This window comes from Sphingobium sp. FG11 (genome assembly GCF_057809915.1).
Window position 1 is genome coordinate 185627 of the sequence record NZ_JBMDKW010000001.1, and the last position, 24784, is coordinate 210410.

The 24784-nt window shown below is 63.3% G+C and carries 23 protein-coding genes; 8 read left to right on the forward strand and 15 right to left on the reverse strand.

From position 1 onward, the window contains the following. Window positions 1-10: 10 nt before the first annotated feature. The 7 genes from ACODSN_RS00955 to ACODSN_RS00985 form a co-directional block, all read right to left on the reverse strand. Window positions 11-3172 carry an amidohydrolase family protein gene (locus ACODSN_RS00955; protein WP_489052403.1) on the reverse strand — a complete coding sequence of 1054 codons (3162 nt, stop codon included), beginning with the start codon at window positions 3170-3172 and terminating at the stop codon, window positions 11-13. A 19-nt stretch (window positions 3173-3191) separates the two neighbouring features. Then, window positions 3192-5960 (reverse strand): TonB-dependent receptor plug domain-containing protein, encoded by a 2769-nt coding sequence (locus ACODSN_RS00960; RefSeq protein ID WP_489052404.1) that lies wholly within the window; start codon window positions 5958-5960, stop codon window positions 3192-3194. Between the two features lie 183 nt (window positions 5961-6143). Next, entirely contained in the window at window positions 6144-6896 is a 753-nt protein-coding gene (locus tag ACODSN_RS00965) for a metallophosphoesterase family protein (RefSeq protein WP_489052405.1), read from the reverse strand. A 38-nt stretch (window positions 6897-6934) separates the two neighbouring features. Next, window positions 6935-7489: a dCTP deaminase gene (gene dcd / locus ACODSN_RS00970; RefSeq protein ID WP_489052406.1), complete on the reverse strand. Its 555-nt coding sequence runs from the start codon at window positions 7487-7489 to the stop codon at window positions 6935-6937. 6 nt (window positions 7490-7495) lie between these two features. Then, on the reverse strand, window positions 7496-7957 hold the full coding sequence (locus ACODSN_RS00975; protein ID WP_489052407.1) for a cytidine deaminase: 462 nt from the start codon (window positions 7955-7957) through the stop codon (window positions 7496-7498). Further along, window positions 7954-8619 carry a GH25 family lysozyme gene (locus ACODSN_RS00980; RefSeq protein ID WP_489052408.1) on the reverse strand — a complete coding sequence of 222 codons (666 nt, stop codon included), beginning with the start codon at window positions 8617-8619 and terminating at the stop codon, window positions 7954-7956. Before ACODSN_RS00980 ends, ACODSN_RS00975 begins: the two co-directional genes overlap by 4 nt. 32 nt (window positions 8620-8651) lie before the next feature. Further along, a complete protein-coding gene (locus ACODSN_RS00985; protein WP_489052616.1) occupies window positions 8652-9134 on the reverse strand; it encodes a UPF0262 family protein in 483 nt (160 codons plus the stop codon). A 121-nt stretch (window positions 9135-9255) separates the two neighbouring features. Between ACODSN_RS00985 and ACODSN_RS00990 the strand changes: the two genes are divergently transcribed. After that, entirely contained in the window at window positions 9256-10746 is a 1491-nt protein-coding gene (locus tag ACODSN_RS00990; RefSeq protein WP_489052410.1) for a replicative DNA helicase, read from the forward strand. Here the strand turns inward: ACODSN_RS00990 and ACODSN_RS00995 are convergent. Beyond that, window positions 10737-11390: a ferritin-like domain-containing protein gene (locus ACODSN_RS00995; protein ID WP_489052411.1), complete on the reverse strand. Its 654-nt coding sequence runs from the start codon at window positions 11388-11390 to the stop codon at window positions 10737-10739. The two genes, ACODSN_RS00990 and ACODSN_RS00995, sit on opposite strands and share 10 nt — an antisense overlap. Beyond that, a complete protein-coding gene (locus ACODSN_RS01000; RefSeq protein WP_489052413.1) occupies window positions 11387-12613 on the reverse strand; it encodes a glycosyltransferase family 4 protein in 1227 nt (408 codons plus the stop codon). Before ACODSN_RS01000 ends, ACODSN_RS00995 begins: the two co-directional genes overlap by 4 nt. A gap of 104 nt (window positions 12614-12717) precedes the next feature. On the opposite strand from ACODSN_RS01000, the gene ACODSN_RS01005 reads away from it, so the two are divergent. Further along, on the forward strand, window positions 12718-13122 hold the full coding sequence (locus tag ACODSN_RS01005; protein WP_489052415.1) for a GtrA domain-containing protein: 405 nt from the start codon (window positions 12718-12720) through the stop codon (window positions 13120-13122). A gap of 20 nt (window positions 13123-13142) precedes the next feature. Here ACODSN_RS01005 and ACODSN_RS01010 read toward each other — a convergent pair whose 3' ends face one another. The 6 genes from ACODSN_RS01010 to astD form a co-directional block, all read right to left on the reverse strand. Further along, window positions 13143-13928, reverse strand: coding sequence for a phosphoadenylyl-sulfate reductase (locus tag ACODSN_RS01010; RefSeq protein WP_489052417.1), 786 nt, complete (start codon window positions 13926-13928; stop codon window positions 13143-13145). Further along, window positions 13921-14361, reverse strand: a complete 441-nt coding sequence (locus tag ACODSN_RS01015) for a DUF934 domain-containing protein (protein WP_489052419.1) — start codon at window positions 14359-14361, stop codon at window positions 13921-13923. Before ACODSN_RS01015 ends, ACODSN_RS01010 begins: the two co-directional genes overlap by 8 nt. Next, window positions 14354-15985, reverse strand: a complete 1632-nt coding sequence (locus ACODSN_RS01020) for a nitrite/sulfite reductase (RefSeq protein ID WP_489052420.1) — start codon at window positions 15983-15985, stop codon at window positions 14354-14356. Before ACODSN_RS01020 ends, ACODSN_RS01015 begins: the two co-directional genes overlap by 8 nt. Window position 15986: 1 nt before the next feature. Next, a complete protein-coding gene (locus ACODSN_RS01025; RefSeq protein WP_489052422.1) occupies window positions 15987-16286 on the reverse strand; it encodes a DUF2849 domain-containing protein in 300 nt (99 codons plus the stop codon). After that, window positions 16286-17071: a uroporphyrinogen-III C-methyltransferase gene (gene cobA, locus ACODSN_RS01030; protein ID WP_489052423.1), complete on the reverse strand. Its 786-nt coding sequence runs from the start codon at window positions 17069-17071 to the stop codon at window positions 16286-16288. The genes ACODSN_RS01025 and cobA overlap by 1 nt, the downstream gene beginning before the upstream one ends. Before the next feature lie 95 nt (window positions 17072-17166). Then, on the reverse strand, window positions 17167-18600 hold the full coding sequence (gene astD, locus ACODSN_RS01035; RefSeq protein WP_489052424.1) for a succinylglutamate-semialdehyde dehydrogenase: 1434 nt from the start codon (window positions 18598-18600) through the stop codon (window positions 17167-17169). A 138-nt stretch (window positions 18601-18738) separates the two neighbouring features. Between astD and ACODSN_RS01040 the strand changes: the two genes are divergently transcribed. From ACODSN_RS01040 to fghA, 6 genes are all read left to right on the forward strand, one after another. Continuing rightward, the gene (locus ACODSN_RS01040) at window positions 18739-19608 is read left to right on the forward strand and encodes an alpha/beta fold hydrolase (protein WP_489052426.1); all 870 of its coding nucleotides are present in this window, start codon (window positions 18739-18741) and stop codon (window positions 19606-19608) included. After that, window positions 19601-20743 (forward strand): glycosyltransferase, encoded by a 1143-nt coding sequence (locus ACODSN_RS01045; protein WP_489052427.1) that lies wholly within the window; start codon window positions 19601-19603, stop codon window positions 20741-20743. Before ACODSN_RS01040 ends, ACODSN_RS01045 begins: the two co-directional genes overlap by 8 nt. Window positions 20744-20838: 95 nt before the next feature. Beyond that, on the forward strand, window positions 20839-22242 hold the full coding sequence (locus ACODSN_RS01050; RefSeq protein ID WP_489052428.1) for an NAD(P)H-dependent flavin oxidoreductase: 1404 nt from the start codon (window positions 20839-20841) through the stop codon (window positions 22240-22242). After that, window positions 22242-22454 carry a DUF2093 domain-containing protein gene (locus tag ACODSN_RS01055; protein ID WP_489052429.1) on the forward strand — a complete coding sequence of 71 codons (213 nt, stop codon included), beginning with the start codon at window positions 22242-22244 and terminating at the stop codon, window positions 22452-22454. The genes ACODSN_RS01050 and ACODSN_RS01055 overlap by 1 nt, the downstream gene beginning before the upstream one ends. A gap of 360 nt (window positions 22455-22814) precedes the next feature. Beyond that, window positions 22815-23924 carry an S-(hydroxymethyl)glutathione dehydrogenase/class III alcohol dehydrogenase gene (locus ACODSN_RS01060; protein ID WP_489052430.1) on the forward strand — a complete coding sequence of 370 codons (1110 nt, stop codon included), beginning with the start codon at window positions 22815-22817 and terminating at the stop codon, window positions 23922-23924. Then, complete coding sequence (gene fghA / locus ACODSN_RS01065) at window positions 23924-24760, forward strand: S-formylglutathione hydrolase (RefSeq protein WP_489052432.1); 837 nt, start codon at window positions 23924-23926, stop codon at window positions 24758-24760. Before ACODSN_RS01060 ends, fghA begins: the two co-directional genes overlap by 1 nt. Window positions 24761-24784 lie beyond the last annotated feature (24 nt).

The following is a 24784-nucleotide window of genomic DNA, read 5'->3' on the forward strand; positions in this document are numbered from 1 at the left end:
CCCGCGCCGCTCAGGCATGGGCGACCGCGTGGCCCGCGCAACAGGCGGCCCGGCTGGATTCCACATAGTCGGCGTCGTGCCACCAATAATGCTGATGGGCATGCGCCAGCGCGAGTTCAGGCGCGGGCATCACCGGCGTCAGCGCCGCCTGCGGTTTGGCCGAAGCGAAGGGCGCCATCAGTTGCTCGGGCGAATGCACGACGCCGTTGGCGACGACCTGCCTCACATTGGCCACCGCCGCCACATCGCTGAGCGGATCGCCCTCGATCAGGATGAGGTCCGCGAGCATGCCGGGTTCGATCCGCCCGATCGGCTCGTCCATAAATTCGCCCGACCAGCGTGTCGTCATCATCAGCGCATCATGGGGCGAGACGCCGCAACGGACCATGCCGCGCAGGTTGAGATGCAGGCTGATCGCGGTGAGGTCGATCGGGGCGTCGGTGCCGGACAACGGGTGCCAGCCCGCGGCGAGCATCGCCTTGATCTGACCCACCTGCCGGTCGAGCGACGCCAGCAGGGGCTTGCCGCCATCACCCTTCATCGCCTTCGCTCGCGCTAGCAGCTTGGCATGTTCCCACGGCGGATAGAGAGCCGTGATCCGGGGATCATGAGCCAGTCCATCGTCGAGGCCGAGCAGCGCGGTGGCGGCGAACAGGGTGGGGGTGCGGCCCGCTCTGGCGGCGGCGAACAGATCGTTGACGTCGCCATAGCCGCCGCCCAGCGAAGTGACGGTGCGCGAATAGCCGTAGCGATTGGTCGCGCCGATATGCTCCATGCCGTCCATGCCGCTGTGCAACGCCGGATAATGATAGTGCGACGATAGATGCATGCCCATGCGGTGCGCGGCGTCGACCACTTCCTTCTGCGTGTCGTGGCGCAGCCGGACATAGGTTTTGACCATGTCGTAATCGAGCGCTCGGGCACGTTCCAGTTCAAGCGCCATCTGGCCCTTTTCGGTGACGGGGCGCATGAAATTATAGAAGATGCGTCCGCCGTCGATCGCTTCGCCGGTGGCGTAGTGGCGGGCGGCGATCCGCTTGCCGCTCTGGATCGCCTCGCGGTCCTCGACCATGTGATAGGCCGGGCAGCCGGGCGAGCGCGTCGCGGTGATGCCCATGGCGAGCCACAGGCGACCCATCCGGTCGCCATAGCCATAGCCCGCCATCTGCCGGTGGGTGTGCATGTCGATGAGACCGGGCATCAGGGTCAGGTCCGGCGCGTCGATCAGCCTGGCATTGGCGTCGGACGGGGCCTTGCCGTCATGCGGCGTAACGCCCGCGATGAGGTTCCCGTCGATGATGACATCCACGCCGCTTTTGTAGGCGGGCGACAGGGCGTCCCAGACCTTGCCCGCCCTGATGATGGTGCGGCCCGCCGGTTTGGCGTTGGCCCAGTTCAGGCGGCACGGGATGGTCTGCGCCGCGCCGCCGGTGGCGGGTATGAGGCGCAGCTTGCCGCCGCTCAGATAGAGCAGCGATCGGGAATCGCCGCTCCAGCTTGGCGCATCGGTCAGTTCGGTGGTGATCTGCCGGGGCGGGCCGGTGAAGGACCCATCCGGTGCGACCGGCGCGACCCAAAGCGTGCTGGCGAACACGAACGCCATGGATTTGCCGTCCGGCGACCAGACCGGCCCGTCATGGCCGCGCGTGCCGAGCGACTTGCCCTCGATCGCCGGGCGGTAGGTGCCCTTGCCGGTGGCGAGGTCGACCGACAAGATCTGGCTCGCGCCTTCGCGATAGCGAGCGGTGGTGGGTTGGAATGCGGCATAGGCGATGGTCTTGCCATCCGGACCGAAGCTTGGCCGGCCCGGTTCCCATATGCCGTCGAACAGCTTGCGCACGACCCCGGTAGACACCTCGACACTGTGCAACGCGCCTTCCTGATCGAGGAAGGCGATCAGCTTGCCGTCCTGCGACCAGCTGCCCCAGGCGACCGCCTTGTCGGGGATATTGGTGAGCTGCTTGTCCTTGCCGCTGGCGACGTCATGCAGCCACAGGTCGAGCGTGCCGCCCCGGTCGCTGGAATAGGCGATGGTCTGGCCATCGGGCGACCATGCGGGGTCGCATTTATGATAGGGGTCGCTCACCAGTTTTTTCGGGCTGCCGCCGATAGGCATGACGTAGATATCGTTGAGCGCCGCGAACAGGATGCGCTTGCCGTCGGGGGACAGCATGGGCGCGGCGATGCCGATGACGGGCTTGGGCGTCGTGGAGGTGAAGTCGCGCCTCTTCTTGCGATAATCCGGGGTCGTCACCGGCACCTTGGTAGTGAAGGGGATGACTGAAGCCTTGCCATCCTTGAGGCGGCGGACCTTGCCACCCGATGCGTAGAAGACCGCGCCGTCTTTCGCGAAGGCAGGGCGGAAGGGATAGATATCCTCGCCCGCCACCAGGGACTTGTCCCCCGCCACCAGCGTCAAGGCTCCCGGCTGCAACAGGGTGTAGGCGAGCGCCCCATCGGGGGCGAAGGCGGGGGCCAGAATGCCGTTGGGGTTGAATCGGTCCGCAGAAGGAGGGACGGCCACACTCTGGGTCACGGCACGGGATGCGAGATCGATCGTCACCAGCCTGACGCCGCCCTGAACATAGGCTACGCGCTTGCCGTCCGGCGACCAGGCCGGTTCGCTGTCGTTGGTGGCGCCGGTCGATAAAGGCGAAACCTTGCCGGTGGCGACGTCCAGCAGATAGATGGCGTAGCGCCCCTCCGCGCGGTCGCTGGAAAAGGCGATCGACCGGCCATCGGGCGACCAGCGCGGCTCGCGATCATCGAACAGGCCGTCCGTGTGCTGCTGCATTTCTCCACCATCGGCGGGGATCGACCAGATGTGGAAATTGCCCGAACGATAGGATTGGAAGGCGATGCGCGACCCGTCCGGCGACCAGTCCGGCTGGCCCAGATCGTCGAAATCGCCGCTCAGCCGGGTGAGGGGGCCGCCGCTCGAGGGCATCGTCCATAAAATGCCGAGCAGGTCGAAGGCGATCCGCTGGCCGTCCGGCGACAGGGTGAGCGCCACATTGGTGCAATCCTGAACCGTGACGAGCGAGTCCCTGCCGGGCGCCGGCGCGCCGGACGAGGGCGCGGCGATCGACCCCGCACCGCCCCCGGCCGCGAGCAGCCCGATCCCGCCCGCCGCGATCGCTTCGCGGCGGTTGAGCTTAATCCTGCCCGTCATCGCATCGTCTCCGTCAGCTTCAGAATTCGAGATTGAACCGGCCATAATAAAAGCCGCCGCTGATGCCGTAGGGCGCGTACATGTTATACAGGCTCCCTACCGCCCGGTTCACGGGTTTCAATTTGTTGGGATAGGTATTCAGCAGATTATTCGCGCCGATAGACAGCTTGACGCCCTTGGCCAGCTTATAGCCCAGTTCCAGATCCACAATGACCTTGGGTTTCAGCGTTTCATCGACAAAACCCGATACGCAGCTTCCCACGCCGACGGTCGGGCATGACAGGAAATCAGCGTCATAGCGCACGGCGGATGCGGCGCGCTGAACCACCTTGCCATAGCGGGTGGCGCGCAGGTTGAGATTGAAATCGTCCTTTTCCCAAAGAACGTTGGCGATGAACTTGTTACGCGGCGTGCCTTCGCTGAGGTCGCCCTGACGCGAGCGACCTATGAACGCCGCCGCGCCGATCGGCGGGGGGTCGATATGGGTGAAAAGGGTCTTGTTGAAATTGGCGGAAAGGCTGAGCGTCGCGACGCCCATATTGCCCAGACCGGCGCGATAGGTGCCGACAATGTCCAGACCGCGCGTCCGCGTATCGGCCGCGTTCGAGAAAATGAGCGCGCCGAATGCGCTCTGGTTGCCATTGGCTCGCAGAATATCGACGACGCTCTGCCCCTGCAGCGTTTCGCTGAGCAGGATGCGGTCCTTCACCTTGATCTGGTAGGCGTCGATCGTGATGTTCAGATTCGGGGCGGGCGTGAGTACGGTGCCCAACGAGAAGCTGGTCGATTTTTCCGGCTTCAGGGGAACCGCGCCAAGCGCGACGGCGGCTGGACTATTCACTGGCAGGGCGATCACGGGCAGCAGCACTATGACACCGGACTGCACCACGCCGATCGTGCTGGACGAGGCATAATGTTGTTGCTGCAGTGTCGGCGCGCGGAACCCGGTGCTGGCCGTGCCGCGGAAGGCAAGGCCGCGCATCGGTTCGATCCGCAGCGACGCTTTGCCCGTATCGGTGGTGCCGAAGTCCGAATAATCCTCATGCCGACCCGCAAGGCCAAATTCGAGGCCTTCGATGATCTTGCCTTCCAGATTGAGGTAAGCGCTCCAGTTGTCCCGCTTCCAGGAGCCTGAACCGCTGGGCGGGAAGCCGGTCACGCCCTGCGATCCGACGCCGAAATAGGAGGAAGGGTCGCCGGGGCTGATCCTGAACTTGTCCCGGCGATATTCACCGCCCGCAGCCAATGCTAACGGCCCGGCCAGACCGATCTCGATGTCCTTGCTGAGATCGAGATTGGTCGTCCATTCATCGAACCGCAGCTTGCCCAGATAGAAGCGTCCGGGACTGTTGATGCCGAGGGACGTGTTATAGGATGTGGTTTGCGCATATTTGACCTGGTTCTGCGCATAGCTGCTACTCAGATCGAAATGATATCCGTCGCCGACTTCACCGCGCACGCCTGCCGCATATTGAAAATCGCGGTCATACACGTGGATGCGCGGGATATAGCCTTCGGGATAGAGGGCGATATTATTGTTGAACGCCGTCGGCAGGCGGTAGGTCAGCCAGCCCGCCGCGTGGCGCTTTGAAAAGGTGCCGAAGCTGTAAAGTTCGACACTCTCGCCGACCGGCAGCATCGCATCATAGCCGACATTGCCGCCAATGACTTGCGGCTGGCCATATTTGGCACGGATGCGATTGGGGTTGGCGTTGCGCGGGTCGCCGGTCGGGTAAAATTGTCCGGCGATCGGGCTGCTCTGTGTGATCGTATTGTCTTGCAACACGCCATCGCCCGACAGGTGGATATAGCCGCCGTCCGGCCCGAGCGAAAAGCCCTTGTCGATCTGCCAGCGGCCCTGCCAGCCGCCATTGTCGGCGGTGCTGCCCAAGGTCAGCGCCGCGCCGCCCTTCGTATCGTTTTTCAGGATGATGTTGACGACCCCGGCGATCGCGTCGGACCCATATTGCGCCGATGCACCGTCGCGCAGCACTTCGATGCGCGAGATCGCATTGCCGGGGATGAGGTCGAGGTCCGGCGGAGACTGGCCATTCTGGGTCGCGCCGTTGATGAAGAGCGTGGCGGTGTTATGCCGCCGCTTGCCGTTGACGAGCACCAGCAGCTGATCGCCGCCGAGGCCGCGCAGCGAAAGCGTGCGGACGGCCCAACTCGCGCCCGCGCCATTATTCGAGACGTTGATGGACGGAACGAGCGTGCCGAGCAGGTCGCGGACGGACTGCTTGCCGCTCGATTCCAGATCCTTCGCGCCCAGCACATCGATCGGCGCGAGGCTTTCGGCGACGGTGCGGGTCGTCTGGCGTGTGCCGGTGACGATGATCGGCGCGGCCATCTCTTCGGCTTCCGGCGCCGGTGCGGGGGCGAAGGCCGTGGGGCCACCAGCGACCGACGCCTGCGCGAACTGGACCGCCATGGGGCTGCGTCGCGTCGCGCTGCGGTTCGTCGGCATGGCGAGCGCGATCACGCCCGTGCCGGCGACGGATTGTTTGAGCGCCGTTCCCGCGAGCAGCCGATCGAGCGCGCCTTCGGTCGACAGCCAGCCCTGGACATGGCGGCTCTGAATCGCGGCGACCTCGTCATAGGGGAAGAGGATGCGCACGCCCGACTGCGCCGAAAGCGCGCGCAGGGCGCTGCTCAGGGGCTGGGCCTCGATATCGAATTTATGACGTTGCGAGAGCGTGATGTCGGTTTTTGCGGATGCGAGAAGTTCGGTGGGCGAAACAAGACAAGTGGCGAGGGCGAACCCTGCGAAAGCATGGTTTATACGCATCAAATTTTCCCCTGCTGGACGACATATTTGTCGTTCTGTTCCCTGAAACGAAGAGAAAGTGCGAAATCCTCTACGGATTGTCGGCAGGCGGAAATATGGAATGTTTCTCAACTGGATATGAGATCGAGTCAGTTTATACGCCGCCGGTTTGGCGCCCTGACAATGCTGCGAAGCACAATGATGTCAGCTGGTTTGCAGAAACCAGCGATCTTCGCCCTCCAGGCCGAGGGCCGTCAGCCGCCCGCTGGCGTAGGCGCCCGTATCGATTCCGATGCGATTGCTGCGGACGTCGATATCATCGGTAATGCTGTGGCCGTGGACGATCATCTTCTCATGCGGGGCGGCATGATCGAGGAAGGGCTGGCGAATCCATCGGAGCGCTTCTGGCTGTTGCGCCGCCAGCGCCACATTGGGGCGAATGCCCGCATGGACGAACAGATAGTCGCCGATGGCGATCATATCTTCGAAGCCGTCCATGAAATCGACATGCGCGCGGGGGATATGCGCCAGCATCCAGGATGCGATGGCGGCGTCATCCATCGCCCTGCAGGCTGACGGAGCCAGGCCGTAGCTGGCGAGCGTCGCATCGCCGCCGATGCGGCGGAAGATCCGCACGGCCCGTTCATCGCCGCGCGCCGCGAGGATGAATATTTCCTCATGATTGCCCTTGATGAAGCGGATATCTTCGCCTGATCGGGACAGCGCGATCGAACGGTCCAGCACGGCCGCGGAGTCGGGGCCGCGATCGGTGAGGTCGCCCAGGAACAGGAGGCAAACGGGCGAAGGCTGGCGGGCGGCATCGTCGCGCGCGATCATGCCGAGTAGCTGGTCGAGAAGATCGGCGCGGCCGTGAATATCGCCGATCGCGTAGACGCGGGGACCGCCGGTGCTGGCGGGCGGAGCGGCTGCCGGTCTGGATCGACGGAATCTCAGCATGGGATGGGCGAGTCCATGACGCCCATGATCGCATGGCGTCAGAGGCGGGGCAATGTGACTCCCTGCTGGCCCATATATTTACCGGCGCGGTCGGCATAGCTGACCTCGCACGGTTCATTGCCCTGAAGGAACAGGAACTGGCACGCCCCTTCATTAGCGTAGATTTTGGCGGGCAGCGGCGTGGTGTTGGAAAATTCCAGCGTCACATGCCCCTCCCAGCCCGGTTCGAGCGGGGTGACGTTGACGATGATGCCGCAGCGGGCATAGGTCGATTTGCCGAGGCAGATGACCAGCACGTCGCGCGGCACGCGGAAATATTCGACGGTACGGGCCAGGGCGAAGCTGTTGGGCGGGATGATGCAGCAGTCCGTCTGACGATCGACGAAGCTGTTCGCGGCGAAATCCTTCGGATCGACCACGGCGCTGTCGATATTGGTGAAGATCTTGAATTCGTCAGCGACCCGCGCGTCATAACCGTAAGAGGACAGGCCGTAGCTGATGCACCCTTCGCGTCGCTGGCTTTCGACAAAGGGTTCGATCATGCCCTGCGTTGTCGCCTGTTCGCGAATCCATTTATCCGACATGATAGACATGGGGGTTCAGTCCTTCCTGACGGGCAATATGCCAAGGTCCGATGGACCGAAGGCGTGGGGGAGGAGGGTGGCGAGATCATGTTCGACGATAGCGCCGCCGACGGGCGCGGCACAGTAGATTGCGATCCGCCGTCCCGCCATCTGTTCGGCTTCGTGGAGAATCTGGCGGCAGCGGCCGCAAGGGGTCACTACGGCATCGCCTCCGCCCGCGCCGTCCCCGCCGACGATGGCGATCGCGGCAACGTCGGTAAGGCGGCCCTGCGCATTCGCGGTGGCGAGCGCGACCGTTTCCGCGCAGAGCGACAGGCCATAGCTCGCATTTTCAAAATTGCTGCCGGTCACGATCGCCCCGTCCGTCAGGCGCAGCGCCGCACCGACCGCAAAGCCGCTATAGGGCGCGTGGGCATGGGTCATCGCGTCGCGGGCGGCGGCGACCAGATCGCGCGTGTCCGGGCTGACGGTTGTCATGGCGCGACCACATCCCATCTGACCGGCCCGTCGATGCCGTCGATATGCCGCATGTCGCTCGCCGTCCACATCACCCATTTGCGGCTGGCATAGTCGGGCGGGAAGAAATTGCCGTCGAGCCAGAGCGTGCGATTGATCCCCGACCCGACATCGTAGCGCGCGTCGAAATCGGGCGCGACGTTGAGCAGGACGGGCTTTTCCGCATGCGCTTCGATCAGATTGACCAGAGTGTTCAGCTCCGAAAGCACCATGTCCCGCGCCGGACGGGCCGGGCAGCCGGGATCGAAAGCCAGCCGGATCACAGGGGGCAGCGCGGCATTGTCGCGCGGCACGGTCGTCACGAAACGCGTCGCCTGGTCGGAGGCCAGGCGGCACAGGCTGAAATCGATCGCCGCGCCGTAGCGCATGCCCGCGGCGCGTACGCCCGCCCAGTTGCGGGCAAAGGCCGGATCGCGCAGATCGGCGCCGCGTGCCGCACGGATATAAGCGAAATCCGCGCCTTGCGCCGCCAGCGTGCCCCATTCCACCTGTCCGCTGCCGGAATCGACTGACAGGCCCTGAACCGGATAATCGTCCCGGCCCGGCGCCCACGCGCGGGCATAGAGCCACAGCGCCAGCCCGATCGCGCCGATCAGGGCCGCCGCGATGGTGATGCGCAGCATGACCTGTGCAAGGGTGAGCCGACCGATCGTTCCTACCCCTTGATATGCAGGACGCAGATCAGCGTGAACAATCGGCGCGCCGTATCGAAATCGACCTCGATCTTGCCGTCGAGCCGCTCCTTGAGCATCTCCGCCGCATCATTGTGGATGCCACGCCGGGCCATATCGACGGTTTCGATCTGTTGTGGCGATGCATTGCTAATCGCCTGATAATAGCTGTCGCAGATTGCGAAATATTCGCGGATAGGCCGTCGGAAACGGCCGAGTCCCAGGATGATGGCTTCCAGCGGCGAATCATCCTCCCGCTGGATTTCGATCACCAGGCGGCCGTCCTCGACCCGCAACACCACCTTGTAGGGACCGGCATAGCCATCGGCATGGACGCGCTGGGGGGCGAAATGATTATCCTCCAGCAGATCGAAAATCGCGATCCGCCGTTCCTGCTCGACGTCCGCGCTGCGCCACAGGATCGTTCGCTCGTCGAGCTTGATGTCTATGATGCGCGTATCGGCCATGATGGAGGAATTGGTCACTGCGGCGGGAGCCGGTGAAAGGCAAGGGGAAGTTGTCCACAGCTTAGGCCAATCAGTCGCGCTTGATCCTTGCGCCCGGCGCGCGCGGGGTAGATGAAGGGGGATGGTCGAAGCTGTAAAACTGAATGTCGCCACCGACGCGGGTGGTCCGGAACTGCCTCGCAATGTCGAGGCGGAAGCGGCGCTGCTGGGCGCGCTGATGATCGACAATCGCATTGCCGAGGATGTGCAGCTCAAATTGCGGTCCGAACATTTTTTCGAGCCGCTGCATGGTCGCATCTTCGAGGCCGTGATGAAGCTGCTGGAGCGGGACATGGTCGCCAATCCGGTGACGCTCAAGCCCCTGCTGGATCAGGACCCCGCGCTTAAGGAACTGGGTGGGGCGGGCTATCTTGCGCAGCTTACGGGCAATGGTGCGGCGCTGATCGGCGCGCGCGATTTCGCCGCGCAGATTTACGATCTCGCGCTGTTGCGCCAGCTCGTCAATGTCGGCCGGGAACTGGTTGAAAATGCGATGGATACCAGCGAGGATGTCAATCCGCGCCAGCAGATAGAGGCGGCGGAGGTAGCGCTCTACAAAGTGTCGGAGGGCGAGGGCGAAGTCGGTTCGGTCAAAAGCTTTTCGACGGCGACGACGATGGCCGTGCAGGTCGCGGAACGGGCGCTTAACAGCGGCGGCCATTTATCGGGTATCACGACCGGCATCGGCAGCCTCAACGAAAAGATCGGCGGCCTGCATAATAGCGATCTCATGATATTGGCCGGTCGCCCCGGCATGGGCAAGACATCGCTGGCCACCAATATCGCCTATAATGCCGCGTCGCGCTGGCTGCGGGATGAGGCAGACGGCATTGCGCGCGAAAAAAATATGGGCGCCAAGACCGCCTTTTTCAGTCTCGAAATGTCGGCCGATCAGCTTGCGACGCGCGTGCTGGCCGAGCAGTCGGGGATCAGCGGCGAAGCGCTGCGCATGGGCAAGATCAGCCGCGCCGATTTCCAGAATCTCTCGCGCGCCGCGCGCGAGCTTCAGGAACTGCCGCTGTTCATCGACGACACGCCGGGTCTGACGATCGCAGCGCTGCGCACCCGCGCGCGACGGCTAAAGCGGCGGCACGATATCGGCTTGGTTATCGTCGATTATCTCCAGCTGTTGCAGGGCACGGGCAAGGGTGACGGCAACCGGGTGCAGGAGATTTCCGAGATCTCGCGCGGCCTGAAAACGCTGGCGAAGGAGCTGAACGTGCCGGTGCTGGCGTTGTCGCAGCTCAGCCGCGCGGTGGAGCAGCGCGAGGACAAGCGTCCGCAGCTATCCGATCTGCGCGAATCCGGGTCGATCGAGCAGGACGCCGATATGGTCTGGTTCGTGTTCCGCGAGGATTATTACGTCGCCGCCAAGGAGCCGGGCAACAAGGAAAGTTCCGAGCATCTGGAATGGGCGGCGGAGATGGAACGCATTTACGGCCTCGCCGAACTTATCATCGCCAAGCAGCGCCATGGTTCCACCGGGCGCATCCGCATGAAGTTCGACGCCCGGATCACGCGCTTCTCCGATCTCGTCGGCGACAGCTATGGCGCGATGGAAGATTATGAATGAGCTGGCTCGTCCAGCGGGTCGAGCCAGGTCGTGCGCCGCGCTGAGGCCGGGTTGAGGTAGATCAGCGGCAGTTTCACCGTGACTAGTGTCTTGTGCACCAGCCAGTCGGCGGCGCGCTCCGCCCGGCTCGGTTCCGCCCCGCCATAACGGTCCAGCCACGCCTGATAGGGTTGCCAGTGACTCGGCTCGTCCCTGCGGATGACCTCGAAGATGCGGGTCAACGGCCGGTCGGACAGGATCGCTTTCGATTTCAGCAGGATATCGAGTTGCCGGGAGCCGCGCTGTTCGGTCAATATGATGATCCGGCACAGCTTCTTGAACAGCGCATCGTCTGCCACGATGGCGTCGGTATCGAGATCATCGATCGTCGTGCCGAACGTCAGCCCGATCAATCGATCGATATGACCGCAGGTGCGATCCACCGACAAGGGCATCTGTCCACGCAACTGAAAATAGCGTTTGAACATCAGATAATGTTTGCGCTCATCATCCCGATGTTTGCGGACGGCCGCGATGAAATCCTGCTCCTCGGGGCATTTGCGCAGCACGGCTTCCAGGACCCGGTCGATGCTCGAATAGCCCCGATATTCATTATAGATATAGAGCGAGCACAGGACGTCGAGAAAGCGCCGCGTTCCGATCATGCGCGTGGCTCCTGCAATCGCTGCCGCCGGTCGAGCACGGCTTCATAGCCAGTCAGCACATGGTCCAATATCTGGTCCCACCGCCATTCGCACGCCGTTTCCCGTGCTGCGCAGGCTATGGCCGCGCGACGGTTCGGATCGGTGATGAGCGCGGCGACCGCTTGCGTATACTGCGTCACGTCATGATGTGAAATCAAGCCATCCACGCCGTCGGAAATCAGGTTGGTGGCGCTGCCGATCCTGGCTGCGACCACGGCGAGACCGGCGGCCATCCCCTCCAGCGTCACATTGCCGAAAGCCTCGGTCATGCTCGGGTTGAGCAGGATATCGCAACTGGCGACCGCAACCGACAGATCGTCGCCGGCAAGATGGCCGGTGAACAGGGCATCGGGCAGCAGCGCTGCCATGCGGCGGCGCGCCGGACCGTCACCGATGATGACGGCCTTTACCGGCAGGCCCTGTGACCGCAGACGCTGGACCACCTGCGCATAATGATCGACATTTTTTTCGAGAACCAGCCGCCCGAAAAACAGCAGGGCGATGTCGTCCTGCCCGATCCCGTGCGACCGTCGCCATGCCTCACTGCGGTGGGCTGGATCAAAGCGGTGTGAATCGACGCCTCGTCCCCACAAGGCTGTCTTGCCGGGGCCATATCGGGTGGCGAACTCCGCCACCATGGCAGGCGTGGGGAGCAGGGTCAGGTCGCAGCGCGCATAAAATCGGTCGAGACTCCGTTCGACGATCGGGCGCAGCATCCGCAGGCCGTAATAGTCGCAATAGGTTTCGAACCGCGTATGCAGGCTGGAGACGATCGGTATCCCATGGGCCTGCGCAAAGGTCTGGGCCTGATTTCCCGATATGTCCGGTGTCGCGATATGGATGAGATCCGGCCCAAAGGCCTCGATATCCTTGCGCACCGACCGACCAAGTCCAAGTCCCAGCCGAAATTCCGAACGGCCCGGCAGGGAAATCGAAGGCACGGATATCAGCGTTCCCTGTGGCTCGAAGGCCGGCGTCCGGGTCGTTGGCGAATACACGCGAACCGTCGCGCCTACCCGGTCCTCCAGATGGCGGACCAGCTTGTTGAGAGCCTGATTCGCACCCTCCTTGAGGTAGTTATAATTTCCGCTAAATAGAGCCAGCTTCAACCCTGCAAGACGATCATAGGCGGGAGCGGGGGCGCGACTTTCGGCGAAAGCGCGCGAGGCGGTGGCGGGGATCATCTTATATTCCTGTTAACTTGCCGTCAGAGTCTAAGGCTATTTCGATCATGCATTCCCCTGTGCCGCCCGCTGATACCGATTATGCCCCAAAGCGTATAGCGTCTTTGCGCAACCGACTTTTTTCGTTGCGCGCGGCGGCGATGCTGGCGCGCAATACCGTCGTGAGCTGCGCCGTGTTCGCGCTGGGCCTCATCCTGCTGTGGCTGTTGGTCGAGGAAGGCGGCATCAACAAATATCTCGCCGCTACGGTCAGCTTCGTTGCGTCCAACGGCACCCATTATGTCGCCGGCCGCTGGTGGATTTTCGGCGAGACCGACCGGGGCATGGGCGCGGGGCTGATCTATTTCCTGATGACGGCCGGACTGGGGCTGGCCGTCACCATGATGATGTTTGCGCTGTTCGCCGACCTGATCGGCCTGAACTATCTGATCGCGCGGGCAATCGCTTCGTTGTTCGCCGGTCTGGCGATGTTTGCGACCAATGCGATATTCAATTTCCGCAGCCTGTAATCGCCGCCATGGAACGATCGTCAGAATACCGGCTGGTTGGCCGGATCGTCCGGATCGACGGCGGGAATGGGCGTGACGGGCGAATGAATGCCGCATTCCACCTTGTCCCAGCCGCGCCAGCGACCCGCGCGCGGATCTTCGCCCGGCAGGACCTTTGATGTGCATGGCTCGCAACCGACCGAAAGATAGCCCTGCGCCTCCAGCGGATGACGCGGCAGATCGTTCGCCTCGAACCAGCTGTCGAGATCATCCTTGGTCCAGTCGCCCAGCGGATTGATCTTGAGCCTGCCATCCTCGATTTCGAAGCGCGGCAGTTTCTGCCGGGTGGTCGACTGGAACGCCTTGCGGCCGGAGATCCAGGCGTCGAGTCCATCCTTGGCGCGCTTCAACGGCTCCACCTTGCGGATATCGCAGCATCCGTCCGGATCATAGGACCAGCGCAGGCCGGTTTCGTCCCGCTTGGCCAGAACCGCGAGATCAGGTTGCACCGTGCGGCTGTCGGTAAAGCCGAACCGCGCAATCAGCGATTCACGATAGGTCAGCGTCTCGGCGAACATCTTCATCGTATCGACGAAGATCACCGGAATGTTCCGGTCCGCCTTTGCCACCAGGTCGAGCAGCACCGCGCTTTCCGTGCCAAAGGAGGAAACGACCGCGACATGACCGGCCAGGCCCTCGGCAAAGACCGCTTTCAACATGGTGAGGGCGTCGATGCCCGCAAACCGGGCGTTGAGCGCATCGGCGTCGCTTTGCGTGAAAGCGGGGCGGGTGTCGATCACATCGACTCTGCGGGCGGGTTCAGCCATCTTCGGTCTCCGGGTGCCGCTTCGCCCAAATCGGGCTGCGGCCATCGATCGCCTTTTGATAGACGTCGGCATAGCGATTGAGGGCGCGGTCGACGGCGCCGTCGTCCAGCGCCTTGTCAGGGTGGAAGCTGTCGAAACCGCATCGGCGCATCGCCGGGAGCTGATCGACCAGCACATCGCCGACCGCGCGCAATTCGCCGCTATAGCCTGACTCGCGCAGGATGCGGGCCGCGGAATAGCCGCGACCGTCGCCATAGGCAGGGAAATTGACCTCCACGAGCGCGATCCGGTCGAGATGCGGCAACAGTTCGCGCGCATCGTCGCTCGGCTCGATGCGAACGGCGGTGGCGTTGGACTGGCCGGTGAAGGATTCGACCGTCACGGCCGGTTCCTGCGCGGCGTCGCCGTCGCGGAAGGAAAGAAACTCAACCATAAATGGCTTCCTTGAAGGGCTTCATGCCGATACGGCGATAGGTGTCGAGGAAGCGTTCGCCCTCGGCTCGCTGCGCCAGATAGATGTCGGTGACTTTTTCGATCGCATCGACCACGCCATCTTCGGAAAAGCCCGGTCCGGTGATCTGGGCGAGCGCCGCATCCTCCGCGCCCGATCCGCCGAGCAGCAATTGGAAATTCTCGACACCGCGCCGGTCTACCCCCAAAATGCCGATATGGCCGGCATGATGATGGCCGCAGGCATTGATGCAGCCGGAAATCTTGAGCTTCAGTTCACCCAGTTCCGCCTGACGCTGCGCATCGGCGAAGCGCTTGGCGATCTTTTGCGCCAGCGGGATCGAGCGGGCGTTGGCGAGCGCGCAATAATCAAGGCCGGGGCAGGCGATGATGTCGGTGATGAGGTCGAGATTGGCTTCCGCCAGCCCGGCCTCGTCGAGCTTTTGCCAGATGGCGTAAAGGTCGGCCTTGCGGACATGGGGCATCACGAGATTTTGCGCATGGGTTACGCGCAACTCGTCGAACGAATAGCGTTCGGCGAGATCGGCGACCAGTTCGATCTGGTCGGCGGACGCATCGCCCGGAATGCCGTCAACGGGTTTGAGGCTGATATTGACGATCGCATAGCCCGGCTGCTTGTGCGCCGCGACCTGCCGGTCCACCCATAGGGCAAAGCCGGGGTCGGATCGGTCGATCGCGTCGCTCGCGCCGGTTTCATAGGCGGGAGCGGCGAAGCAGGCACGGATGCGGGCCATTTCCTCACGCGGTGGATTGAGACCAAGCCCCTTCATATGGGCGAATTCTTCCTCGACCTGGCGGCGATATTCCTCGGCCCCCAGTTCGTGGATCAGGATCTTGATCCGCGCCTTGTACTTATTGTCGCGGCGGCCGTAGCGATTATAGACGCGCAGGCAGGCTTCGAGATAAGAGACGATCTCATCTTCCGCCACGAAGTCCCTGATTTCAGGCGCGATCATAGGCGTACGGCCCATGCCGCCTCCGGCAAAGACCTTCGCGCCGATCTGGCCGTCGCGCTCGATCAGTTCCAGCCCGATATCGTGCAGGCGCATGGCCGCGCGATCATCCTTGCTGGCGATCACGCAGATTTTGAACTTGCGCGGCAGATAGGTGAATTCGGGATGGAAGGATGACCATTGCCGCAACAGTTCAGCCCAGGGGCGCGGGTCCGCCAGTTCATCGGCCGACACGCCGGCATATTGATCCGACGAGATATTGCGGATGCAGTTGCCGCTCGTCTGGATGGCGTGCATTTCGACCGTCGCCAGTTCGGCGAGGATGTCGGGCGCATCGGCCAGCTTGATCCAGTTGAGCTGGAGATTCTGCCGCGTCGTGAAATGGCCATAGCCGCGATCATATTTGCGCGCGACATGGCCAAGCATACGCATCTGCTTGCCCGACAGGGTGCCATAGGGAATGGCGATGCGCAGCATATAGGCATGGAGCTGAAGATAGAGGCCGTTCATCAGCCGCAGCGGCTTGAACTGGTCCTCGGTCAGCGCGCCTGACAGGCGGCGTTTGGTCTGGTCGCGAAATTCCTCGACGCGGGCGTCGACCATGGCCTGGTCATAATTGTCGTAACGATACATGTCAGATCACCCACTTGCCGATGTCGGCTTCAGCCGGTTGTGTGATAAGATCGGCCCGGACGGTCGGCCCGAGCGCGCGAATACGGTCCTTGATATGGGCCGGGCGAACGGCGCCATCGTCGCCAAGGCTCGCGTCGATGACGTAAGCGCCGACGACGCGCAGCGCCGCTTCTTCGGTGCGGCCGAGATCTTCGCCCTTGTCGCCGAGATCGACCGCATCATTCACCTGGCGCGACCAGCCGTCGCCCGCCCACCAGATCACATCGCCCGTGGCAAGATCATTGCCCGTCAGGATTTTCACTACCCTATCTCCGCCTTGTCTTGCATGCCCGCAGCCAACCCCGCGAGCGCATCGAGCGCCAGCGCATAGGTCGCGACGTCCCCGACTACAATCAGGGCCGGACTCTTTACTGTTTCGCGGGCCATCATGTCGCCCAGATCGGCGAGAATGGTGCGTAATGTCCGCATGTCGGCGCGGGTGCCATTTTCCAGCACCGCGACTGGCGTGGCCGGCGCGACACCATCGGCGATCAGCTTGTCGGCGATGTCGGCCGCGCTCGCGACGCCCATGTAGATGACGAGGGTGCGCCCTTTGCCCGCGAGGCCCGACCAGTCCTGATCGGCCAGCCCCTTGCACTGCCCCGCCACGAAGCTGACCGCGCTGGACGCATCGCGATGGGTGAGCGGCAATTGCGCCTGCGCGGCAGAGCCGATCGCCGCGCTGATGCCCGGCACGATCTCCACCGGCACGCCGACGACGCGACATGCCTCCATCTCCTCGCCGCCGCGTCCGAAAATGAACGGATCGCCGCCCTTAAGCCGGACGACGGAGCGGCCCGAACGCGCCAGCCTGATGAGCAGAGCGTTGATCTCGTCCTGCGGCAGCGAATGGCGATTGCGTTGCTTGGCGACCGAAATCAGGGTCGCGTCGGGCGAAGCGAGCGCCAATATTTCGTCCGACACCAGCCCGTCATGGACGATCACCGCCGCGTCGCGGATCAGGCGCGCGGCGCGGACTGTGAGCAGATCGGGATCGCCAGGACCAGCGCCCACCAGATGGACGGTCGCGGATAGAGTCTGAACCATGCTGCCCACATGGCCAAGCCGGGCAAGGACTTCAATCCAAAATGCTTTTGTCGATGCATAGGAAAAGTTGGGCCGAGGAAGGTGGTTCGGGCGGATCAGTCGCCCATGGCGCCCGTATCGATATCCTTCAGTCCTACGCCTATCGTAGCGCGCGGCTGCTCGATTTCGGCGGAAACGACGGGATAAGCGCAATAATCGGCGGCATAATAGGCGCTGGGCCGATGGTTCCCCGATACGCCGACGCCGCCAAAGGGCGCGGACGAGGAAGCGCCGTTGGTCGGGCGGTTCCAGTTGATGATGCCGGCACGGACATTGGACCAGAACTGATTATAATGTTCGGGCGTACCGCCGATCAGCGAGGCCGACAGGCCATAGCGGCTGTTATTCGCCTCGGCGATGGCGGAGGCGAAATCCGGCACGCGAATGACCTGAAGCAACGGGCCGAACAGTTCGACGTCGGGCCGCTCGGCCATGGCGGTGACGTCGATGATCGCGGGGGTCAGGAACGGGCGATCCTTGACCGGGCGGACCATATGTTTGATCGGCCGCCCGCCATGGCTCATCAGGTAGAGGAAGCTCTCGGTGAGGCCATCGGCGGCCTCATTGTCGATCACCGGACCCATATAGGGGGTCGGGTCGGCATGAGGATGATCGATGATGAGCCGGTCGGCGATCTTCTTGATCTCGGCAATGACCGCGTCGGCGATCGAGTCGCGTACGATCAGGCGGCTGGCGGCCGTGCAGCGCTGGCCGCTGCTCATGAATGCCGACTGGATGACGAGCGCGGCGGCATTGGCGATTTCCGGCGTGTCCCACAGCACGACCGGATTATTGCCGCCCATTTCGAGGGCCAGGATCTTGCCGGGTTCGGCAGCGAATTGACGATTGATCGCGATACCGGTCTGGGCCGATCCGGTGAACAATATGCCATTGACGTCGGGGTGGGCGGCGAGCGACTTGCCCTCTTCCGCCCCGCCGAGCAGCAGGCGGATGGCGTCGGTGGGCACCCCGGCCTGATGATAGAGTTTGACCAGCATTTCGCCCACCGCCGGGGTCTTTTCCGATGGTTTGAAGACAACGGCGTTCCCGGCCAGCAGCGCCGGGACGATATGGCCGTTGGGCAGATGGGCCGGGAAATTATAGGGACCAAGCACCGCCATGACGCCATGGGGCTTGTGCCGCACGGACTGACGCGCGCCCATAGCGGCATCGAGCCGTTTCTGGCCCGTGCGCTCGGAATAGGCGGTGACGGAGATGTCGACCTTCGCCATTACCGCAGCGACTTCGCCGCGCGCGTCCCATAGCGGCTTGCCGGTCTCCCGCGCGATCAGATCGACCAGCGCATCCTCGTGCGCGCGCACGACATTGACGAAGCGGCGCAGCGTTTCGATGCGGACGGCGATCGGCTGCGCGGCCCAGCGCGGCCAGGCGGCGCTGGCGCGGGCCACCTCCTGTTCGACGTCGCCCGCCGTCCCCTCCCACAACAAGGTCCCGGTGGCAGGCTCGAATGAAGTCAGCGAAGAGGACATGGTCTGGCTATGGCTCAAAAATGGGGGCTGCGAAAGGGAAAGGCGTGCGCGCGTCCTTCGTTCCACACGCATGATTTGGCGGCTTGCGGGGGAGCGTGCATCCGGCGATATGGGGGGCAACGGGTGGAAGGATCAAGCGTGGGCACCTATAGCGACGGATATTGGTGGTCCCCCGATGGCCTGCGCCTCCATTATCGCGATTATGCCGGTGGATCGGATGGCCGTCCGCTCCTGCTTTGCCTGCCGGGCCTGACACGCAATGCGCGCGATTTCGAGCCGCTGGCGGATCGGCTGGCGGGGGAGTGGCGGCTGATCTGTCCCGACCTGCGCGGGCGTGGCGAAAGCGCGCAGGCGAAGGACCCGATGAGCTATGTGCCGCTGACCTATCTTCAGGATATCAGCCGCTTGCTGGCCGATCTTGCGATCACACGCTTCGTGGTGGTGGGTACGTCGCTGGGCGGCATCATCGCCATGCTGATCGCCGCGACCCAGCGCGCCTGGCTGGCTGGCGCTGTGCTGAACGATATCGGGCCGACGGTGGAGGAAGCGGGCCTGGCACGCATCCGGGCCTATGTCGGCAGCGGCGGTGCGCAGCCGAGCTGGGTCCATGCGGCCCGCGCGCTGGAGGATATCAATCGCGACGTGTATCCCGCCTATGGACTGGAGCAATGGCTCGCCATGGCCAAGCGGCTGTATCGGCTGAACAACGCCGGGCGGATCGTGCCGGACTACGACATGCGCATTGCCGAGCCGCTGCGGGCAGCCGGGTCGGAAGCGGCGGTCGATATGTGGCCGGTCATGGCCGGCTTTCGCGACATTCCCACACTCATCCTGCGGGGCGAGCGGTCCGACATATTGAGCGCGGCGACGGCCGACCGGATGGCGGGCGAGATTGGCGCGAGCGCCGAATTGGTGACGGTCGCCGGGGTCGGCCATGCGCCGCTGCTCGACGAGCCGGACGCCGCCGCAGGGATTGACCGCCTGCTGGCGCGCATTTTGAATGGCTGACGCACCGGCGAGGCGGCCGCGCCTGCTGCATGTTCACAGCAGCTTTTCGCTCGGCGGCAAAGAAGCGCGCGCGGTTCGTCTCATGAATATCTGGGGCGACCGGGTGGACCATGCGATCATCAGCGCCGTACCCGAGGCGATGGGTGCGCGCGATGCGATCGACCACGCGACGCCCGTGACATTTCCCGCTTCTCCCCCGCTCGCGGGTAAGCCCGGCCTGCGCCGGTTCCGGGCGATCGCGCGCTTCATGTGCGATTATGATCTGGTGCTGAGCTATAATTGGGGGGCGATGGATGGGGTGATGGCGCATCGCCTGTTCGCGCATGCCATGAATTTGCCGCCGCTCATCCATCATGAGGATGGTTTCAACGCCGATGAGGCGGTGTCGCTCAAACCCGCGCGCAACCTGTATCGCCGTGTGGCGCTTCAGCGCGCCGACGCGCTGGTGGTGCCGTCGGTCAGGCTCGAATCGATCGCGCGGCAGGTTTGGAAGCAGCCCGCGTCCAAAGTGCATCTGATCCGCAACGGCATCGATGTTGCGCGCTACGGGGATGCGCCAGCCCCCAACGTCATGCCGGCTTTGCGCCGCAGCCCCGGCAAGCTCGTCATCGGCACGCTCGCCGGTTTGCGCCCGGTCAAGAATCTGTCCCGGCTGGTCCGCGCCGTCGCGCCGCATCGCGACCGGCTGCAACTGGTGATCGTCGGCGAAGGGCCGGAGCGCGACGCCATCGTGGCGCAGGCGGCGGCGTGCGGCATGGACGATCTGTGCATGGCGGGATTCATGGCGGAGCCGTGGCGCTTCGTCGGCCTGTTCGATATCTTCGCCCTGTCTTCCGACAGCGAGCAATTTCCGATTTCGCTGGTGGAGGCGATGGCGGCGGGTGTGCCGGTCGCGTCCATGGATGTCGGCGACGTCGCCAATATGGTCGCGCCCGAGAACCGGCCTTTTATCGTGCCGGACGAAGCCGGATTGTCGGACGCAATCGGCATGCTTGCCCGCGACGAGGCGCTGCGGGCGCGACTGGGCGCGGCCAATCGCGCCCGCGCCGCGCGCGACTTCACCGAAGCGGCGATGGTGGACGCCTATGCGCGGCTCTATGGTCAGGCACTGGCCATGCCGCACCTTTTGTTATAAAGGCGCCCGCGAAAATTCGTTATCCGGGACCAAATCTGCTAAGGGCAGTCTTTGGAGCGGTTGGCGAAGCCACGGGCTGTTCGCGGGAGATATCTTTGTTCAAGGGGTTGAAGCCCATCATCTATGGCGGCCGCGAAGTCTGGCCGCTCGTAGAAGGCGGCAAAGGCGTGGCCGTGTCCAACCATGCAAGCTCGGGCGCATGGGCCGCCGCCGGCGGCATCGGCACGGTGTCTGCCGTGAACGCCGACAGCTATGACAGTTTCGGCAATGTGATCCCGCAAATCTACCATGGCCGCACGCGGCGCGACCGGCACGAGGAACTCGTCGCCTACGCCATCGACGGGGCCGTCGAGCAGGTGAAGCGCGCATTCGAGATCGCCGGTGGCAAGGGCGCGATCAATATCAACATATTGTGGGAAATGGGTGGTGCCCAGCGGGTGCTGCACGGCGTTTTGGAAAAGACCAAAGGCATGGTGGCGGGCGTGACCTGCGGCGCGGGCATGCCTTATAAGCTGAGCGAGATTGCGGCGTCCTATGGCGTCAGCTATCTGCCCATCGTCAGTTCGGGCCGTGCGTTTCGCGCGCTGTGGAAGCGGGCCTATTCCAAGGCGTCGGAATGGCTTGCGGCCGTGGTGTATGAGGATCCGTGGCTGGCGGGCGGGCATAATGGCCTGTCGAACGCGGAAGATCCGCGCGAACCGCAGGACCCTTATCCGCGCGTCAAGGCGCTGCGCGACACCATGCGCGAGGGCGGCATTTCCGACGAGGTGCCGATCGTGATGGCGGGCGGCGTATGGGCGCTCAAGGACTGGAACGACTGGATCGACAATCCGGAACTCGGGTCCATCGCCTTTCAGTTCGGCACCCGGCCGCTGCTGACGCAGGAAAGCCCGATCCCGCAGGAGTGGAAGGAGCGCCTGACCCAGCTGGAGCCGGGCGATGTGCTGCTGCATCGTTTCTCGCCTACCGGCTTTTACAGCTCGGCAATCCGCAATCCCTTTCTGCGCAGTCTGGAAGCGCGGTCCGAGCGGCAGATTCCTTTCAGCACCGAACAGGCGGGCGATCATACCCATCAGCTCGATGTCGGTGTGAAGGGCAAGAATTTCTGGGTAACGCGCGGGGACCTGCTGCGCGCGCGCGAATGGGTCGGGCAGGGGTTCACTGGCGCGCTCAAGACGCCCGACAATACGCTCGTGTTCGTTGGGGAACAGGAAAAGAGTATGATCCGCAAGGATCAGACCGATTGCATGGGCTGCCTCAGCCAATGTTCCTTTTCCAGCTGGATGGACAGCGAGACCAATTCGACCGGACGGCTCGCCGATCCGCGCAGCTTCTGCATCCAGAAGGCGTTGCAGGAGGCGGTGCATGGCGGGTCGCTGGACGACAATCTGCTGTTCGCGGGCCATGGCGCCTATAAGTTCCGGCAGGATCCCTTCTACTCCAACGGCTTCGTGCCGACCGTAAAGCAACTGGTCGACCGAATCCTGACCGGCGACTGATGGCGGATATTCAGGGGCTGGCGGTGCTGCATTACGACACACCGCATTTCGAGATCGTCAAGCCGGGCCAGTTCGTGCTGTGCGCCATATCCGGCGAGCGCGTCGATCTGGACGACCTTAAATATTGGAGCGCGGAGTTTCAGGAAGCCTATCGCGGGCCGACGGAAGCCACGGCGTCTTTCCTGGCGCATCGACGGCTTTCGGCGGACTGATCGGGGCGCACTCCCTTATTGGGGAGCACAGCGCATAATTGCGGTTTATTCCGGTTAAATTCTGGTGTAGCATCCCTTGAAAGCGGCAAAGATCGCTCCCATGAGGAAGGATGTTGGAATGATGTCTCGCATAGACATATTCGGTGATCGGATTTGTGTGGTGTCCAGTTTGCTGATCGTGGGCTGGTTCCTGTACAGCACTGTTTTTTAAGTCTCCGATAACAATTTTGCGGCCGATATTGGCGGCCGCCTGGCACCGTCTGGTGTGCCGTTCACGCAGCCTCGCTTCGTGCTGCCCAGCTTGACCAGCGGATTCCAAAGACTTAGCACGGCCCCTCATCAGGAAGGAGCGTCCTGCTTGTGAAGACCCGCGCCGCTGTCGCCTTCGAAGCGAAAAAGCCACTCGAAATCGTCGAACTGGATCTGGATGGCCCGCGCGCAGGCGAGGTTCTGGTCGAGATCATGGCGACGGGCATCTGCCATACCGACGCGTACACGCTGGACGGATTCGATAGCGAAGGCATATTCCCCTCGATTCTCGGCCATGAAGGCGCGGGAATCGTGCGCGAGGTCGGTGCAGGCGTCACCTCGGTCAAGCCGGGCGATCATGTCATTCCGCTCTACACGCCTGAATGCCGCCAGTGCAAAAGCTGCCTTTCGGGCAAGACCAATTTGTGCACCGCGATCCGCGCGACGCAGGGGCAGGGGCTGATGCCCGATGGCACGTCGCGGTTCAGCTATAAGGGGCGCACGATCTATCATTATATGGGCTGTTCGACCTTTTCGAACTTCACCGTGCTGCCGGAAATTGCGGTCGCGAAAATCCGCGAAGACGCGCCGTTCGACAAGAGCTGTTATATCGGCTGTGGCGTTACCACCGGCGTGGGCGCAGTGGTCAAGACAGCCAAGGTGACGCCCGGCAGCAACGTCATCGTCTTCGGTCTGGGCGGCATCGGTCTCAACGTGCTTCAGGCCGCTCGAATGGTGGGCGCGGACAGGATCATCGGCGTCGATATCAATCCCGCGCGTGAGGAATGGGGGCGTCGTTTCGGCATGACGCATTTCGTCAACCCGACGACGATCGACGGCGATATCGTGCAGCATCTGGTGGCGCTGACCGATGGCGGCGCGGACTACACGTTCGATTGCACCGGCAACACCACCGTCATGCGGCAGGCGCTGGAAGCCTGCCATCGCGGCTGGGGTGTCTCCACCGTCATTGGTGTGGCGGAGGCGGGCAAGGAAATCAGCACGCGTCCCTTCCAGCTCGTGACCGGCCGCGTCTGGCAGGGCAGCGCCTTTGGCGGCGCGAAGGGGCGGACCGACGTGCCCAAGATCGTCGACTGGTATATGAACGGCAAGATCGAGATTGATCCGATGATCACCCATGTTCTGAGCCTGGAGGAGATCAACAGGGGCTTCGATCTGATGCATGCCGGGGAAAGCATCCGCAGCGTCGTCGTTTTTTGATGGAAGTTCTTTCGGAAAACCGTGCCTTTGGCGGTGTGCAGGGCGTCTATCGCCATGCCTCGGCACAGACTGGCACGGACATGACATTTTCGGTTTTCGTGCCGCCTCATGAACCGGGCGCTCGGTTGCCGGTGGTCTGGTATTTGTCTGGGCTGACCTGCACCCATGCCAATGTCACCGACAAGGGCGAGTTTCGCGCCGCCTGCGCCGAGCTTGGCCTGATCTTCGTCGCGCCGGACACATCGCCGCGTGGCGATCAGGTTGCCGACGATCCTGAAGGCGCGTGGGACTTCGGGCTGGGCGCCGGCTTCTATGTTGATGCGACGCAGGCGCCTTATGCGCGCCATTATCGCATGTGGTCCTATGTGACGCAGGAATTGCCGGCGTTGATCGCGGATGCATTTCCTGCGGACATGGCGCGCCAGTCTATCATGGGACACAGCATGGGTGGCCATGGCGCGCTGACCATCGGTCTGTCATTCCCTGATAGATTCCGGGCCGTCTCCGCTTTCGCGCCGATCGTCGCCCCGTCGCGTGTTCCGTGGGGCGAGAAGGCGTTCGGGTGCTATCTGGGCGAGGACAGGACCGTCTGGCGCAAACATGACGCCGTCGCCTTGATCGAGGACGGCGCGCGCGTATCCGCCCTGCTGGTGGATCAGGGCGAGGCCGATTCCTTCCTTGAGCGCGAATTACGGCCCGAACTGCTGCGCGCGGCGTGCGACGATGCAGGCATACCGCTGACTCTCAACCTGCGCGCCGGTTACGATCACAGCTATTATTTCATATCGACGTTCATGGCGGATCATCTGCACTGGCATGCTGCCCGATTACGTTGAACCGCGACGGGAAGCCGCTCGCCC